The sequence below is a fragment of the Cellulomonas soli genome, assembly GCF_013409305.1.
In the GTDB taxonomy this organism is placed as follows: domain Bacteria; phylum Actinomycetota; class Actinomycetes; order Actinomycetales; family Cellulomonadaceae; genus Cellulomonas; species Cellulomonas soli.
Genome location: NZ_JACBZJ010000001.1, coordinates 1,752,363 through 1,768,641 on the forward strand (window position 1 = coordinate 1,752,363; position 16,279 = coordinate 1,768,641).

Sequence of the window (16,279 nt, forward strand, 5' to 3'; positions counted from 1 at the left end):
CCTGGACCGACCCGCAGGTCAGAGGGTGACCTCGACGCGGACCGTGGACCCGGCCGGTGCGTACGGCACGTGGTTGCCCTCGACCGGGGTGCCGTCGACCACGAGGCTGCCGCGCGCACCCGGCGTACCGGAGTTCGTCACGACGATCTCGTACGTCGCACCGCGCGCCACACGGGTCACCGTGAACGAGGGGACCTCCGGGCCGATCTGCGGGTCGACGACCAGGCCGTCGTAGTCCGGGCGGACACCGAGCAGGTACTGCGACACGGTGACGAAGTTCCACGCCGCGGTACCGGTCAGCCACGAGTTCTTGGCCTCGCCGTGCCGGACGGCCTCCTTGCCGGCGATCATCTGCGCGTACACGTACGGCTCGAGCCGGTGCACGTCGGAGATGTCCTCGCGGTACGCCGGGGTGATCCGCTTGTAGTAGTCGAACGCGCGGGCGCCGTTGCCGACGACCGTCTCGCCGATGATGACCCACGGGTTGTTGTGGCAGAAGATGCCACCGTTCTCCTTGTACCCGGGCGGGTACGTGGAGACCTCACCGAGCTCGATCTGGTACGTCGTGTACGCGGGGTACTGGAGCACCATGCCGTGGTCGGTCGCGAGCATCTCGTTGACCGAGGCGAGCGCCTTCACCGCGGGGGCGTCGGCGTCGTCGGGGCCGTTGCCCACACCGATGCCGGCCATGACCGCGAAGCCCTGCGGCTCGATCCAGATCTTGCCCTCGGGGTGCTCGTCGGTGCCGATCTTGTTGCCGTAGAAGTCGTACGCGCGCAGGAACCAGTCGCCGTCCCAGCCGTGCGTGAGGACGGCCTCGCGCATCGCCTCGACGGCCGCACGGGCCTGAGCGGCGACCTCGGTCAGGCCACGGCGGTCGGCCAGCTCGGCGTACTCGGCGCCGTAGAGGACGAACTGCGCGGCGATGAACACCGACTCCGCGACGCCACCGGCCTGGTTCTCGGTCGTCTGGAACGACTCGCCCGGCGTGGTGGAGAAGCAGTTGAGGTTCAGGCAGTCGTTCCAGTCGGCGCGGCCGATGAGCGGCAGGCCGTGCGGGCCGAGGTTGTCCACCGTGAAGCGGAACGAACGCGTGAGGTGCTCGAACAGCGACTCGGCGAGCGACTCGTCGTTGTCGAACGGCACCTGCTCGTCGAGGATCGAGAAGTCGCCCGACTCCTTGATGTACGCGGCGACGCCGGCGATCAGCCACAGCGGGTCGTCGTTGAAGCCCGAGCCGATGTCGTTGTTCCCGCGCTTCGTCAGCGGCTGGTACTGGTGGTACGCCGAGCCGTCGGGGAACTGCGTGGCGGCGATGTCGAGGATGCGCTCACGGGCACGCTCGGGGATCAGGTGCACGAAGCCCAGCAGGTCCTGGTTCGAGTCGCGGAAGCCCATGCCGCGGCCGATGCCCGTCTCGAAGAACGACGCCGAGCGCGACATGTTGAACGTGACCATGCACTGGTACTGGTTCCAGATGTTGACCATCCGGTCGAGCTTCTCGTCGGTGCTGGTGACCGAGTAGGTCGACAGCAGACCCGTCCAGTGCTCGCGCAGCTTCTCGAACGCGGCGTCGGTCTGCTCGGTGGTCGCGAAACGGCTCAGCAGGGCGTGCGCACGCTCCTTGTTGACGAGCTGGTGGTCGTCGTCCGCCCACTTCTCCTCGTCCGGGTTCTCGACGTAGCCGAGCACGAACGTGAAGGTCTGCGACTCGCCCGGCTGCAGCGACACCTCGAGGGAGTGCGAGCCGATCGGGTACCAGCCGGAGGCCACCGAGTTGGCGGACTTGCCGGAGAACGGCACGGTCGCCTCACCCAGGCCGTTGTAGGCGCCGACGAACGAGTCGCGGTCGGTGTCGAAACCGGCGGCGTGGGCGTTCACGGCGAACACGGCGTAGTGGTCGCGGCGCTCGCGGTACTCGGTCTTGTGGTAGATCGCCGAGCCGTAGGGGCTGTCCTGCTCGACCTCGACCTCGCCGATGGAGAGGTTGCGCTGGTAGTTCGTCTGGTCGTCCTGGGCGTTCCACAGGCAGAACTCGACGAACGAGAACAGGGTCGCGGACTTCAGCTCCGTCGAGGTGTTCGTGACGGTGACCTTCTGCACCTCGGCGGTCTCGCCCATGGGCACGAAGAACAGCGTCTCGACCGACAGGCCGTTGCGCTCGCCCACGATCCGCGAGTAGCCCAGGCCGTGCCGCGCCTCGAAGTGGTCCAGCCCGGCCTTGACCGGCAGCCACGACGGGGTCCAGACGTCGCCGCCGTCGTTGACGTACAGGTACCGGCCGCCCGCGTCGGCGGGGATGTTGTTGTAGCGGTACCGCGTCAGGCGACGCATCTTGGCGTCGCGGTAGAACGAGTACCCGCCGGCCTGGTGGGACAGCAGCGAGAAGAACTGCTCCGAGCCGAGGTAGTTGATCCACGGGTACGGGGTGTGCGGCGTCGTGATGACGTACTCGCGTGCCTCGTCGTCGAAGTGGCCGTAACGCATGCCCAAGCCTTCCGGGTGGTTCCACAGGGAGAGAGCAGCCACGCGTGGGGCGGCGGCCCGCAGCGGTGCTGGGCGCCTGTGCCTACGTGCGGCGGGTGCGGTGCGAGAGCGCTCCCACGCACTCACGTTGCCGAGCATAGTGCCTGACGTTGTGCCTGGCGAACACTCAGGTGGCGGGCTGTTCCGGGGCCCCTCGGGTGGCCTGCTCAAGCAGCTGCCGGGTCCGGTACGGCATCACCTGGGCGAGCGAGACCGACGTCGCCGCCCGCACCACGCCGTCGATCGCGAGCATCGCGTTCGCGATCCGGTAGAGGTCCTGCGTGTCCCGGGCGACCACGCGCGCCAGCACGTCCCCGTCGCCGGTCGTGGCATGCATCTCGACGATCTCGGGGATCGCGGCCAGCCCTCGCGACGCGGCCTCACCGGCGGCCTGGTCGATCTGCAGCGAGATGAACGCGACCAGGTCGAACCCCAGCGCCGCCGGCGGGACGCGGCGGCTGAACGGTTCGAGCGCCCCCTCGCGCGCGAGCCGCTGCAAGCGGGCGTGCACCGTGTTGCGGGAGATGCCGAGGGTGCGGGCCAGGACGACCGCCGGGGCGTCGGGCTCGTCGTCGAGCGCCAGGAGGATCCTGGCGTCGAGGGGATCGAGCGTCGTCATGCTGTGCAGTCTGACGCATCTGCGCCGAATCATCGAGCAGACTGCGCAGTTGTTACCCACATGGTTGTGCACACCTGTGGACAGCCGGAACCATCGCGCACGTGACCCTCGCTCCCGCCCGCGCCGTCGAGACCCCTGGTCGACCCGGCGTCCCGGCTGCCCCGGCCGTGCCCGCCGACGCACCGGCCGCAGATCCCGACGCGCTCCGGCACAGCCGCGTCGAGGACGTCGCAGGACTGCTCACCGGCACGTTCGTCGTCTCCCTCGGCGTGCACCTGCTCGACATCGGCGGTGCCGTCACCGGCGGCACCGCCGGCCTCGGCTTGCTGCTGCGGCACGCCGTCGACCTGCCGTTCGGCGTGCTGTTCCTGGCCGTCAACGCCCCGTTCCTGGTGCTCGCCCTCGTGCGCAAGGGGTGGCAGTTCACGCTGCGGTCGCTGCTGTCGGTCGGGCTCGTGTCCGCGTTCTCCGCCCTGCAGCCGCACGCCCTGCCCGGGCTCGACCCCGACCCGCTGTATGCCGTGGTCGTCGGCAACCTGCTCGTCGGCATCGGCCTGCTCGTGCTCGTCCGGCACCGCGCCAGCCTGGGCGGCTACACCGTCGTCGCGCTTCTCGCCCAGGAGCGCCGCGGCTGGCGCGCCGGCTACGTGCAGATGGGGCTCGACCTGGTCACCGTGCTGTTCGCCGCCACCGTCGCCGACTGGCGGACCGTGGGGCTCTCGCTCATCGGGGCCGTGGTGGTCAACCTGGTGCTCGCGCTCAACCACCGGCCGGGGCGGTACCTGGGGGTGTGACCTGGGGAGGCACCGCAGTAGTCGCCGCCCGAAGGGCACCATTGCCCCGGCTCTGCTCGGAGTAGGTTCCCTGGTCAGGGGATGATCCGCCGCGCAGCCTGCGACGGACGGCAGTGCTCGCGCCAGGGGGATGACATGGGGAGCGGACCGTGGTTCGGGCCGAAGCGCATCGGGTGGGGCCTCGGCCCGCGGACGTGGCAGGGCTGGGCCGTGACAGTCGGGGGTGCGGCGCTCGTGATCGTGCTCGCTCGAGCCCTCGGGTCCTGAGGTGCCGTCGGACTGGATCGCCATCGTGGCGCCCACGATCGTGGTGGCAGCACTGGTCGTCTGCCTGGTCTGCACCGGTGGGATCGTCGTCGATCCGGGGCGCTCGGAACTCGTCGCGCGGACCGCATGGCGCATTCCCTCGACGGCGCTGATCTGCTCGGCGCTGGCGACCGGCCTCATGTACCGGACGCTGCTCGCGACCGCCATGTGCCTCGGGTCCCTTGCCCTCGCAGGCGTCGTCCTGAGGTTCTCGCCGGAGCGGCCCGCCTCAACCGCTCCGACCTACGCGGGCAGTCGCGCGATCCCGCCCGCCGATCCGTGGGTGACGCGGCGCAACGTGCTGATCTACGCCTCGATAGGGCTGCAGTGCGTGGCGTTCTGGATCTACGCGGGTGTGCGGTGATGGTTCACGGCTCAGGAGCGCGTGACGCCGATGTCGCGCGCCGTGCCGCGGCCGTCGACCAGGCAGGCGCGGGCCCGTGCTGAGCGACGCGCCCGACTGGTTCGCATGGATCCTTCTGCTCGTGCTGCTGGCCGGCGCGGTGCTGGTCATCAGCGGGGGTGTCGTCAGGTCGGTCTCGCAGGTTCCCAGCGACGCCACGATGCGGCGGGTGTCGGCGGCGACTTGGTGGGTCAGCCCGGGCCTGGTGACCGTGGCCGGCGCGTGCACGGTGTGGGCCGTCCGGGCCGAACCTGGGCTTGCCGCCGGGGTCGCAGTCCTGACGGTGGGCGGCGCGATGTTGGGGTGGCGATGGCGGCCGAGCCGCGCCGACAGGGTGCGCCTTCCGCGTGTGATGGTCCGCGCGCGTGCCGCCGTCCCCGTCCCGATCCGTGACGCGGCGGCCTGGCACCGGCAGATGGTGCAGCTCGTGACCGGTGGCGTGCTGCTGGTCGTTGCTGCGTCGGTGCTCAGGTGATGAGGCTGGCGATGGGCAAGGACGGCGTGACCGACGGCCTGCGGTGGCGGCGTGCGCTGGTGCTCGTCAGCCATGGTGAAGTGCTCGTCGTGGTGTGACGTCAGCCCTCGGTTGCGTGGTCGGGCGCGCGAGCGGCACTATAAGCATTATCAGAAGGAGTCCGACAATGCTTATAGACGATGTGTGGGTGGCGCTGTGGCGTGCGCACGACATCAAGGCGGCGACACTCGCGGGCACCAGCGTGCACGGCGACGTAGTCCTGGCCGGACCGGGCTTCTCCGCGACCGCGTACGAGGTGCAGACGCTCAGCGTGCTGCATCCTTCGCGGATCCGCCGCCACCTCTCACAGCAGAAGAACGACCACAGAGGTCGGCCCCTCTCGCGCGACGGCGCTGATCTCCTCGTTGTCGAGGCGGCATCTCCGGCGGCACTGGAGGTCGCACGTGTGGAGCGTGTGTCCGTCCTCATCGCCCCCGATCGCGGCCCGGTGCGAGGCACCCTCATCGACGCGGACGACGTCGAGCACACCATCGACGCCGGCGACGCGTCGGCCGAGGCTCGCCCTGGCGAGGCCCGGCGGCGCGGGCGGACGCCGTGGGGGACGTACTCGCTGCTGCTGGAGATGCTGCGCGAGACCGAGCCGCGAAGCCAGACGACGCTGGCGGCCGAGGTGGGCGTCACACAGGCCCGTGCATCCCAGGCTCTCAATCAGCTCTCCGGCCTCGTGGAACGCCGCGCCCGCGGGTGGACCGTGACGTCGCAGCGCGACGCGGCGCAGTGGCTGGTCGAGCGGTATCCGCGCCCGCGGCTGTCGTCCACCTGGCTGACGCTCGACGATCCGGTCCCGGCGACGCAGAGCATCGCCCGCCTCCTGTCGGACGCGCGTGTGCGATACGCCGTCACAGGCCAGGTCGCCGCAGACGTCATCGCGCCGTGGGCGCGCCCCACCCGCACGACCATCTGGACGGACCGGCTCGTCGACCTGGAGGACGCCGGGTGCACACCGGTGACCTCGGTCGAGGCCACCGTCACCATCGCCGTTCCGGACGACCCGCGGGCGTTGACGTCGACGAGCGAACGTCACGGGTTGGTTGTCGCCGACTCGTGGAGGGTCTGGCTGACCTTGATGCAGGACGGTGATGTCGACGCCGCGAACCACCTGCAGAGCAAGCTTGTCGCAGAGGCGTCCGCGTGAGCGCCCTGACACTGCAGTCGGCGTCACGAGCGACAGATGCCGGGTGGCTGGCGGCGGCGGACATCGCTCACATCACCTCCGCCCTCGGCGTGCAGTACCGGTTGGTCGGGGGACTGGCCGTGACGCTGCTCGTGCACCATCACGGTGCCGACGGGCTCGCCCCCGCTCGGGAGACCGCCGACGCCGACCTCGGTGTGCCGTTCGACGTCTGCGGTGACGAGCGGCTGCTGCAGGCGCTCGTGGGTGCCGGGTACGTCCAGGTGCAAGGCAACAGGTTCGTGCGGATCGACGGCGAGCGTGAGCTGGTGATCGACGTGCTGGCCCCCTCGTACGAGGGCAGGCTCGTCACCAGTCAGCAGCACGGGCCCCTCGTGGTGGACGAGGTACCAGGGCTGCACACAGCGCTGATGGAGCCACCGACCGAGGTCGAGATCGCTGCCGTGCTCACGGATCGGACGGAGATCTGGGCTGTGCTGCTGCTGCCGGACGTGGCAGCGGCAATCGTGATGAAGGCACTCGCGTACAAGGGTCGGTTCGCGAAGTCGGACGCGATCGACATCCATCGACTTCTGGAGACCGCGAACCTGGCGGGCCGCACCGTCGACGACTGGCCGTCTCGTACGGACGCGCGTGACGCGTCCGTGGTGCTGCACGACTGGTTCGGAACGAGCCGACCGCCTCGTCATCTGACGGGAACCGCCGCGGCGCGGACTCGACTGCTCGTCAAGCGTGTGGTGCCGCCGCCGGGCTGAGGTGTGCCGAACGGCAGGTCGTCCGGCGAATTCGCAGGTCAGGAGCGATGCCGGTCCCTACGATCGGACGGTCACCGTCGACCCTCGGAGGAACCGTGCACGCCGATCTCACCGCTGTCCTGGACCGCCTCGTCGCTGCACTGGCCGAGGACCCGCGCGTGCACGGCGGCTGGTTCTACGGGTCGGTCGGGCGAGGCGGGTGGGACGAGCTGTCCGACTACGACGTCGTCTTCCTCATCGACGACGTCGACTTCGAGGCGGTCGCGGCCGACGTGCCGGCGCTCGTGGCGGGCGCGTGCGACGAGCTGCTGATCTCCTGGCCGGAGAACTACAACTCGCCGGTCTTCAAGAACTTCGGCACCCTGGTGCGCGTCGGCCAAGCCCTGCACCAGCTCGACTTCTTCATGCTCAACGCCGATCACGTCGACGACTGGTGGTGCCGTCAGCACCTCAAGTCGGCAACCCGCGAGAACCTCGTCTTCGACCGCGACGGACGGGTCGGCCAGCTCCTGGACCGAGGGCTGCGGACGGACGACGCCCGGCCCGACCCGAACCGGTGCTTCGACACCTACTGGTTCCACGCCGAGATGCTCATCAAGTACCTGCTGCGCGGCGACGTCTTCAAGATCCTCAAGAACCTCGAGTTCCTGCGCCAGGCGCACGCCGACCTGCTGCTCAGCCGGTACGACACCCTCGACTGGGGCGGCTGGGAGTCCAAGGTGAAGCACTGCGTCCCGGCCGAGAAGCAGGCGCACCTGCTGACGTACGCGACGACACCGGACCTCGACTCGCTTCGGGCCGCTGTGGTGCAGGGGGTGGGGGAGTTCGCCCGCGACGCACGCGAGGTCTTCGCCGCCGCCGGGCTGCCCTATCGCGAGGGGGTGGCGGCCACGGTCATGGAGTACGTCACCGAACGTGTGAGCGGCACCTCGGGCGTGGACTCCGCCCCCGATCTCGGCGTGAGCGGTTCCGCAAGGAGCGCCTGAAGGTCGGTCCCAGTCATTGCTCCGTTAGCCGATCCGGAAGTGACCGACCGTGGTGCGTCGGAAGGCATCTGTTGTGCCCGTCCGCGTGGAAACTGCAGGTCAGCCGAAATGTCCGAGGCTGAACGGGTGAAGGAGTCGCGGTCTTCTCGTCACGCTCCTGACCTGAGTGGCAGGCGACGATGCCTCGAGTGCCGCCGAGGAGGACCGATGGACCTAGAAGTGAGGGAGAGCGGCGAACGGCTCACGCAGTATGGGGAGGTCGTCCCTTCGGACGTGCCGACGCAGGGCCAGTCGTCGGTGTGGGCCGTCCGGGGTTAGGACGCTGAGTGCCGCGATGTGCGACCCATTTCTTCGGCGTTCATCGCCGTTCGTAGGCGAGTTCTTGCGCGGGCGAGCCGGCTTGTCACCGTGGTGATGGAACACCCGAGGACCGCCGCCGCCTCCGTTGATGTGCAACCAGCCAGGACGACCAGCTCAATGACCGCACGCTGTTGCGGCGTCAGGGTCGCAAGTAGCCCTGCGACTGCCACCTCGTCCACGATTCGGCTCGCTGGGTCTCCGGTCATGTCCTCCGGCTGAGCGCTGAGCCGGACTGTGAGCCGGTTCGAGCGGTCGCGCTGGTCACGCTGCTGCTGGAGCAAGTTCTTCGCGACGCCGTAGAGCCAAGCACGACGACGCGAGTCGCCGACCGGGATCTCCCCCCACCGTCGCCAGGCGACCAGAAAGACCTCGGAGATGACGTCCTGCGCAGTGCACGGGTCGGTGCGTTGTGTGGCGAACCACGTGAGCTCACCTCGAGTGGCCCGATAGAGCGCGTCGAACTCGGCTTCGGGCGAGGGGTGTCGCGGCGACTGCTCGACCGCGGGATCCAGCAAGATCAGCGCCCGACTATCCTCGCCGCCTGGCTGGGCGAACGGCTGGGACCGGCAGACGTGCCTTTCATCCTCCCGGGGTGCCGCTGCTCGCGCGACGAGTTGGCTCGGTTACGTGTGGAGTAAGTCACGCTGGCCCATCCTCGGACGGAGCCTGAGATCACCCCTGTCACATGTGACATGGGTCACATGTGTGATCGTGCGTGACAATCTGGTGCGATTCGCTGACGTATAGACGACGGGGCCTCGTCAAAGAGCGTCAATCGACGCATGAGCGATCAAGCAGGAGGAACAGCATGTCCATCAAGATGGGCAAGCCGTCGCGCGCACGTCGAGCGGTCTCGGCTCTCGTTGCCGCGACGGCCCTCGTGGGGGGCGCGGTTGCGATGGCGACACCGGCATCGGCCGCGCCGTCGTGCACGGCCAGTTACGTCTGCTTCTGGACTGGGGCCGACGCGACCGGTTCGAAGTACAGCTACCAGCTTCAGGCGAACCACACGTTCACGACCGCGTCGGTCTACTACAACTACAACACGGACTCGATCTCGTTCTGGACCGGCAGCAGCGGCACGGGCGACCTCATCACGCACTACACGACGTCACAGCGAGGGTTCCGCAACTGGTCGACCGACAACTGGGACCGGTGCCGGTCGCACCAGAACCACTACTGATCGACATGTCACGAGGCGAGGGCCGTCACGCCCTCGCCTCGTGACATGCGTCACACTGCGACGAGGTGATCCGCGCGTCCCCATCGGGATGAGGTGGTGTGACGAGCTGGAGGGCAGCGGAAGGCGGGGGGCGGTCATCGACGCGGCGGCGTTTCGTGTGTTCTTCACCCGGCTGGCCCCTGAGGTGAGGCGGTGGGCTGTGCGCGTCGTTGGACAGGACGCGGCCGACGACGTCGTCGCTGAGACCTTCACGGTGGCTTGGCGGCGACGGGACCACCTGCCGGAGGATGAGGACCATCGACGGGCCTGGGTCTTCGTCGTGGCCCGCCACAAGGCGTCCCACGCGCGTGCGCGACGCACTCGTGACAACGCTCTGCAACGTCGGCTGGTGGAGGTTGGTGCGCCGATCGTTGGTCAGGACGTCGCGGACGTCGTCGTGGCCTCGACGTACGCCGCGACCGTGCTTCGTGACCTCAGCCCCGACGACCGGGAGGTGCTCATGCTCGTCGGTGTGGAGGGTTTGAGCCCCGCGGATGCCGCCGCCGTCCTCGGGTGCAGCATGAGCGCGATGACGACTCGGCTCTCGCGTGCACGTCGCCGCCTCGAGGCGAGACTCGTGGACGGCGAGGCCGCTGTCTCGCTCGGGGGCACGCCGTGACCCCCGCCGACGACGACGCCCTGGCCCTGCGACGACTGGCCTCCGAGCTCGGCCTTGGCGCGACGCACCCCCCGGATCGGCGCCCCGCGGACGAGCCCCACGATGGCTGGGCGGAGGCGATGCTCGAGCGCGTCATGTCCGAGGAGCTGGTCTCCACACCGGCCGCACCCCAGCGCCCTGTCGCCGCGCTGCCCGTGCGACACCGCCGAAGGCCCCTGGGCCTGGTGGCGGCCTGTCTGGCGGTTCTGGCGGCGATCACCGGCGTGGTGATCTCTCGCCCGGCACCGGCAGCCGCCGTCGCGCCGATCCTCGCCTTCTCCGATGTGGATCCCGCATCGCTGGCACCGACCTCGGGGGCTCCGGCGCGGGCTGAGCTCTTGGCGATCGCGGCGAGCGCACAGGTGAGCGAACCGGCACCGCACAGCCCGTCGGCCACGGCGCAGCACGTTGTCGCCGACCAGTGGCGGCTGGAGATCGAGGTCGGCGGCGAGGTGACGTTGACGATCCGGCCCACCCATCAGGACTCGTGGCTGTACGCGGACGGGCAGGTGCGTGTGCGGGAGGTCGCGACCGCAGCTCGGTTCGACGAGTCCGGCCAGCAGGTCGGGGCCGACCGGGACGGCGACGTCACCCGTGACGACCTGGGATCGAGCGAGGGGCGCGGGGCGTTGTGGGCCCAGCAGCTGCCCCGCGACCCGGCGGAGCTCACCGACCTGCTGCTGCGCGGCAGCGAGGACGTGGCCACGGACCCCACGCGCCCATCCGTGGTGCTGACCGGTCGGATCGTCGACCTGTTCGGCACGTGGGTCGTCCCGCCCGATCTGGCGGCCTCCCTGTGGACCGCACTGGCCCAGTTCGACGATGTTCGCGACCTGGGCGACGTGACCGATCGTGCGGGTCGCGCAGGCAGGGCGTTCTCCGTGTGGGACGAGAACACTCAGACACTCGAGGTCCTCATCGTGGACACGACGACCGGGGCGCTGCTCGGGCGCGAGGGCGTGCTCTTCGCCTACCCCGGTGTGGTCACGGATCAGCAGCTGTCTGCCCCGCGCGTCGGGTACTTCACGACGTTCCTCAGCTCGACATGGACCGACGCCGGCTGATGTGACACAGGGCACACGCCGGCCTGTGATCGGGGGACCGTCGCCCGGATGAACAGGTGAAGTGACGCGTTCGCGTCGCCGCCACCTGGAGGTTCTGCCATGACCCGCCGAGCATCCCTCGTCGCTGCCGTGCTGCTGGTCGCTGTCGCCACGCTGGCCGCCGGTTGCTCGAGCGAGAGCCCGCAGCCCGAGAACACGGCGCAGGTGAGCGACTCGTCCCTCATCGCCGGGGCCTACGCCAACCCGCTGGACCCGATCATGTTCCCCGATGCGACCCAGCAGTCCCTCATCACTGCCTCCCTCGAGGAGGTCGTGTCCGAGTGCATGGCTCAGGCGGGCTTCACCTACCAGGCCGGCGACGCCTTCCCTCAGCGGAGGGGCGCTGCAGATGCCCAGTACACCTACTCGGTGACCGACCCCGAGGCCGCCGCGCAGTACGGCTTTCACCCAGCGAGCTGGGTCCAGAACCAGCCGGCGGCCGGCGCGGCAGCGGCCACCCGGGCAGAGGGGTACGACCCTGCACTGTTCGGGGAAGCCGACACCGAGGTCGCCGACAAGGACGGCACGGTGATCGCCACCTACGACCCCGACTCGTGCTCGGGCAAGGCCAAGGACAGCGTGACCCCTCAGTGGGCGCAGCAGGACAGGATCGTCAACGTCGCGGCCGACATCCTGCTGGCGGTCAGTGACGAAGTCGCCGAGAACCCCGAGGTCAAGGCCGCGAACCAGAAGTGGAGCACGTGCATGGCGCAGGCGGGGTTCGACTACGCCACGCCGATGGACGCGAACAACGACGAACGGTTCGCCACGGACCTGCCCACCGCTGCTGAGATCCCGGTGGCAGTCGCGTCGGCCACCTGCCAGCACGAGTCAGGGCTGCTGCGCACCTGGTCGAAGACTCGCGCCGAGCTGACGCAGACCGAGCTCGACAAGTACCCCGGGATCGTCACCGAGTGGCTGCAGCTGCAGGACGACGCGGCCACGCGAGCGACGAGCTGACGTGCGCGCCACACGAGCGATTGCCACCTCCGCGGTCGCAGTTCTGCTGGTCGCAGCAGGCGTCGCCGGGGGCATGCTGCTCCACTCGCCCGACGAGCACGTCACGGTCGACGTCCCGCAGAGCGTGCTCACCGCCCCGGTCGAGTCTCGACCGCTGACGACGCAGTACACGGGCACGGGTACCTTCTCCACCGGCGCCGAGCTGACCGTGTCCGTGGCCGCACCCGCCGGGATGAGTGCTGTCGTGACCGCCGCACCGGTCGCAGCAGGAGCGGACGTCCAGCTGTGCGACGCGCTGATCGAGGTCAGCGGACGCCCGGTGATCGCGCTCGGCGGAACTCTGCCGGCCTACCGGGACCTGACGGTCGGCGACAGCGGGCCCGACGTCAGCCAGCTCCAGCAGGCCCTGAACGACTGCGGCATCAAGACCACCGTCGACGGCACGTTCGGCACCGCCACGGCACGGGGCCTGGAGAGCCTCTACCGGCGAGCCGGCTACAAGCCCGTCTCATCCGCCACAGCGGCACTGACCCCCACCACCGCATCCGGCGACGGAGCCACCACGACCAGCACCGCGACCCCGACGGTCACCACGGCCCAGGTCACCACAGCGGCGTATCAGCGTGCGGCAGCCGACGAAGCCGACCCGTCGGCCACGGCACCACCGGCCGAGACCGCCGCCCCGACACCGACACCGAGCCCCGCACCGACGGCCATCGCCGCCCGAGGTGAGCTGCTGTTCGTGCCAGCCGCGGCGCGAGTCGTCAGCATCGGAGCCGTCGGTGCCGTCATCGACACCCAACCCGCGCTGCGCCTGACCCTCACGGGAGACAGGTTCACGATCGCGTTCAGTGCGGCCCAACGCGCAGCAATCGCCGCCGGCACGCCCGTGACGATCAGCCGCGACGCGTGGACCATCACCCTTCCCTTGCCGCAGCTCCCAGATCAAGCCTCCGTCGACGCGAACGGCACCCCGACCTACCCTGTTGCGCTCGACCTGCCGGCACCGGTGACCGCCGACTTCTACGGGCAGGCAGGGCAGTTCACGATCACGGTCGGCCAGGCCGAGCCATACGACCTGGTCGTGCCGGTGTCCGCCGTCTTCGAAGACACCACAGGAACGATGTACGTCCAGCGAGCGACCCCCGCCTCGAGTGCGATGGCCGCCCCGACGACGGAGCAGGTCACCGTGTCGGTGACCGCCTCGGCCGAGGGCTACGTCGCCCTCTCGGTCCTCGACGGCCACCTCACCATCGGCGACGAGGTGGTCATCGGTGAGCAGTGATCCGCCGCTGCTCGAGCTGCAAGACGCAGCCCGTGCCTTTGGCGCCGGGGACTCGAGGGTTCGGGCGCTGAACGGCATCAGCCTCCAGGTCAGAGCCGGCACGTCGCTGGCCATCACGGGACGATCCGGGTCCGGCAAGTCGACCCTGCTCAACGTCCTCGGACTGCTCGAGTCGCTCACCGGCGGCCGCTACCTCCTCAACGGACGCGACACCGGTGCACTGCCGGCGCGCGAGATCGATGAGCTGCGCGCGAGCACCTTCGGCTTCGTCTTCCAGGCGTTCCACCTCGTGCCGTATCTCACCGTCGCCGAGAACGTCGAGCTCGGCCTGACCTACCGCCGCCGCCCCCGTCGCGAGCGCACGCACCACATCGACGCGCTGCTGGAGCAGGTGGGCCTGACCCACCGACGAGACATGGCCGTCACCACCTTGTCCGGCGGAGAGAAACAACGGGCGGCGATCGCGCGAGCCCTGGTGCGTCGCCCCCTGGTGCTCCTCGCCGACGAACCGACCGGCAACCTCGACGACGCATCCGCCGCCGACGTGCTGCGCCTCTTCGACGCCATCGTGGCCGGTGGGGTCGCGCTGGTGATGGTCACCCACGACCTCAGCACGGCGGCACGAGCGGGCCAGCAGATCCACCTGCGCGACGGGCGAGTCCAGCCGTGAGCACGCGCTCACGGCGCCACGGGGCCGACTGGGCGCTCATCACGCGCCACAGCGTCGCCGCGATCTCTCGCCGCCCAGGACGGTCCCTCATCACGGCCATCGGCGTCGCCCTCGGCATCGCGGTCTTCCTGGTCACCGTCGGGTGGTCCCAGACCGTCAGCTCACAGATCAACCAGACCTTCGACGAGCTGACAGCAACCCAGCTGCGCATCCGAGACACCCAAGCCGATACCGCCACCGATGCGGCCATGCCCGACGACTTCGAGACGCGCATCGCCCAGATCGGGGGTGTCGTCGCAGGCGGCCGACTGTGGGAGGCCGGCAACTTCGACGTCGCCGCATCCAGCGCAGCCGAACCCAGCACTCTGCCGGTCCTGGTCGTCGACCCGGGACTCCTCGACGCCGTGGGCGCCACCCTCGCATCGGGACGCCTACCCGACGCCACGATCGCGAACCTCGACCAACCCGTCGCCGTCCTCGGCGCCGCAGCCGCCAAGAGCCTCGGCGTCCCGGCCACGCGCTCGGGAACCGCCATCCGCATCGGCTCCATCGACACCCTCGTCATCGGGATCCTCGCCGACGCCGGTACAGCCACCGAGCTCAGCGGGGCGGTGATCGTCACCACCACCGCCCCCATCGAACCCGGCAACACCCCCGCTCCACCGATGCAGATGTCCGCCATCGTCCGCGTGGAGCTCGGCACCGCCTCACAGGTCGCCAACCAGCTTCCCGTCGCCGTACGACCGGACAACCCCGGGCGGCTCGGCGTCCTGGTGCCACCCGAGCCTGCAGCCCTGCGCGGGAGCGTGCAGACCTCCCTGAACACCCTCGCCTACGGCGCAGCCGCGCTCTCCCTCATCATCGGCGCAATCGGCATCATGAACTCGATGCTGATGTCGGTCGCCCAACGCTCAGGCGAGATCGGGCTCCGCCGCTCTCTCGGCGCAGCCCGGCGGCACGTCCTGGTGCAGTTCCTCCTCGAAGGGGCCGCCCTGGGCCTCGCCGGCGCGATCGTCGGCACCATCGCCGGCGAGCTGGCCCTCGTCACGCTGGCGAAGTCGAACGGTTGGGAGCCGGTCCTCGCCCGAACCCTGCTGCTTCTCGCACCCGCCGCCGGCCTGGCGGTCGGAGCACTCGCATCCCTGTACCCAGCGCTGCGGGCCGCCCGCATCAACCCGGCAACCACCCTGCGCAACTAGAGCGGCGAAGCGGCAAGCCACACCTAGTCGATGGGGCCGACCTCGGTGCGTGACACCCAGGCGAACCACCACGGCGAACGGGACCGCCCCGGGCTCGGTTGACTCCTGGGCTGCGAGGACGTGGTCCTCGCTGGAAGGATCAGCATCGTGCCTGTCGCATACCGGCCGGAGTTACCGCGTGACGTGATCGCAGTCGCCCGCCGCGGCGAGCCATGCTGAGCGCAGCCGTGGGGCTCTTCGTATGAGGTACCGCGCGTTGACCAGCCGCAGCCCGTGGTGGTGGATCGTCGTCGTGGTTGCGCAGGCGACAACCAAGGTCGCGGGTCACGGGGACTCGACGCGGGTGCGCACCGCGGTCGGTGCCGCATTCGGGCCGAGGCCCGACCCCGCGGCGAGACGCGCTCTCATGCTTGCGACCAGCGGCCTGCTCGTCCTTGCGGCGATCGGACTGAGCGTCCTGGCGCTGCTGGTTCTTGCGCTCGCCGCACCGAGCGTGAGCCTCTACTCGGCCGTGCTCGCTCCGGCATACCTGGTCGGCGCGATCGCCGTTGCATGGTCGATCCGCGCCGGGCTGAACGAGGTCGACGACAGGCGGAAGCGTCAGTTCGCGGACGTGGGTTCTGCGCTGCCGTCATGGTGGACGCAGCCCGCGACGCTCGACCTCGCGATCGCCCTTGCGGTGGCGTCGGCACTCGTCCTCGTCCCATAGCGGCTCGAGCATCGGCGGTCGGTCCGCCCCGATCTCACACCACCCGGATGCAGACGG

The 16,279-nt window shown here is 69.8% G+C and carries 17 protein-coding genes; 14 read left to right on the top strand and 3 right to left on the bottom strand.

Annotated elements, in window-relative coordinates; all coding sequences use genetic code 11:
- Nucleotides 1-18: 18 nt before the first annotated feature.
- The gene (locus tag BKA22_RS08125) at nt 19-2,487 is read right to left on the bottom strand and encodes a glycoside hydrolase family 94 protein (RefSeq protein ID WP_146953376.1); all 2,469 of its coding nucleotides are present in this window, start codon (nt 2,485-2,487) and stop codon (nt 19-21) included.
- A gap of 166 nt (nt 2,488-2,653) precedes the next feature.
- Complete coding sequence (locus BKA22_RS08130; protein ID WP_146953375.1) at nt 2,654-3,145, bottom strand: Lrp/AsnC family transcriptional regulator; 492 nt, start codon at nt 3,143-3,145, stop codon at nt 2,654-2,656.
- Between the two features lie 101 nt (nt 3,146-3,246).
- On the opposite strand from BKA22_RS08130, the gene BKA22_RS08135 reads away from it, so the two are divergent.
- The 6 genes from BKA22_RS08135 to BKA22_RS08160 all read left to right on the top strand — a co-directional run bounded on the left by BKA22_RS08135 (nt 3,247) and on the right by BKA22_RS08160 (nt 8,056).
- Nucleotides 3,247-3,939 carry a DUF6198 family protein gene (locus BKA22_RS08135; RefSeq protein WP_223203617.1) on the top strand — a complete coding sequence of 231 codons (693 nt, stop codon included), beginning with the start codon at nt 3,247-3,249 and terminating at the stop codon, nt 3,937-3,939.
- 292 nt (nt 3,940-4,231) lie between these two features.
- A complete protein-coding gene (locus BKA22_RS08140) occupies nt 4,232-4,609 on the top strand; it encodes a hypothetical protein (RefSeq protein ID WP_146953374.1) in 378 nt (125 codons plus the stop codon).
- A gap of 76 nt (nt 4,610-4,685) precedes the next feature.
- Nucleotides 4,686-5,123: a hypothetical protein gene (locus BKA22_RS08145; RefSeq protein ID WP_146953373.1), complete on the top strand. Its 438-nt coding sequence runs from the start codon at nt 4,686-4,688 to the stop codon at nt 5,121-5,123.
- Nucleotides 5,124-5,238: 115 nt separating this feature from the next.
- The gene (locus BKA22_RS08150; protein WP_146953372.1) at nt 5,239-6,318 is read left to right on the top strand and encodes a helix-turn-helix domain-containing protein; all 1,080 of its coding nucleotides are present in this window, start codon (nt 5,239-5,241) and stop codon (nt 6,316-6,318) included.
- The gene (locus BKA22_RS08155) at nt 6,315-7,070 is read left to right on the top strand and encodes a hypothetical protein (RefSeq protein WP_146953371.1); all 756 of its coding nucleotides are present in this window, start codon (nt 6,315-6,317) and stop codon (nt 7,068-7,070) included. Before BKA22_RS08150 ends, BKA22_RS08155 begins: the two co-directional genes overlap by 4 nt.
- A gap of 95 nt (nt 7,071-7,165) precedes the next feature.
- Entirely contained in the window at nt 7,166-8,056 is an 891-nt protein-coding gene (locus tag BKA22_RS08160; protein WP_146953370.1) for a nucleotidyltransferase domain-containing protein, read from the top strand.
- Nucleotides 8,057-8,370: 314 nt separating this feature from the next.
- Here BKA22_RS08160 and BKA22_RS20490 read toward each other — a convergent pair whose 3' ends face one another.
- A complete protein-coding gene (locus BKA22_RS20490) occupies nt 8,371-8,931 on the bottom strand; it encodes an RNA polymerase sigma factor (RefSeq protein WP_179561697.1) in 561 nt (186 codons plus the stop codon).
- A 293-nt stretch (nt 8,932-9,224) separates the two neighbouring features.
- On the opposite strand from BKA22_RS20490, the gene BKA22_RS08170 reads away from it, so the two are divergent.
- The 8 genes from BKA22_RS08170 to BKA22_RS08205 all read left to right on the top strand — a co-directional run bounded on the left by BKA22_RS08170 (nt 9,225) and on the right by BKA22_RS08205 (nt 16,222).
- On the top strand, nt 9,225-9,599 hold the full coding sequence (locus BKA22_RS08170; RefSeq protein ID WP_146953369.1) for a peptidase inhibitor family I36 protein: 375 nt from the start codon (nt 9,225-9,227) through the stop codon (nt 9,597-9,599).
- 40 nt (nt 9,600-9,639) lie between these two features.
- Nucleotides 9,640-10,257, top strand: coding sequence for an RNA polymerase sigma factor (locus tag BKA22_RS08175; RefSeq protein WP_146953368.1), 618 nt, complete (start codon nt 9,640-9,642; stop codon nt 10,255-10,257).
- Nucleotides 10,254-11,360, top strand: a complete 1,107-nt coding sequence (locus tag BKA22_RS08180) for a CU044_5270 family protein (protein WP_146953367.1) — start codon at nt 10,254-10,256, stop codon at nt 11,358-11,360. Before BKA22_RS08175 ends, BKA22_RS08180 begins: the two co-directional genes overlap by 4 nt.
- A 99-nt stretch (nt 11,361-11,459) precedes the next feature.
- Nucleotides 11,460-12,359, top strand: a complete 900-nt coding sequence (locus BKA22_RS08185) for a hypothetical protein (RefSeq protein WP_146953366.1) — start codon at nt 11,460-11,462, stop codon at nt 12,357-12,359.
- Between the two features lies 1 nt (nt 12,360).
- Nucleotides 12,361-13,644 (top strand): peptidoglycan-binding domain-containing protein, encoded by a 1,284-nt coding sequence (locus BKA22_RS08190; protein WP_146953365.1) that lies wholly within the window; start codon nt 12,361-12,363, stop codon nt 13,642-13,644.
- A complete protein-coding gene (locus BKA22_RS08195) occupies nt 13,634-14,314 on the top strand; it encodes an ABC transporter ATP-binding protein (protein WP_223203616.1) in 681 nt (226 codons plus the stop codon). The genes BKA22_RS08190 and BKA22_RS08195 overlap by 11 nt, the downstream gene beginning before the upstream one ends.
- A complete protein-coding gene (locus BKA22_RS20315) occupies nt 14,311-15,513 on the top strand; it encodes an ABC transporter permease (RefSeq protein WP_146953364.1) in 1,203 nt (400 codons plus the stop codon). Before BKA22_RS08195 ends, BKA22_RS20315 begins: the two co-directional genes overlap by 4 nt.
- A gap of 406 nt (nt 15,514-15,919) precedes the next feature.
- Nucleotides 15,920-16,222, top strand: a complete 303-nt coding sequence (locus tag BKA22_RS08205; RefSeq protein ID WP_146953363.1) for a hypothetical protein — start codon at nt 15,920-15,922, stop codon at nt 16,220-16,222.
- The last annotated feature ends 57 nt before the right edge of the window (nt 16,223-16,279 follow it).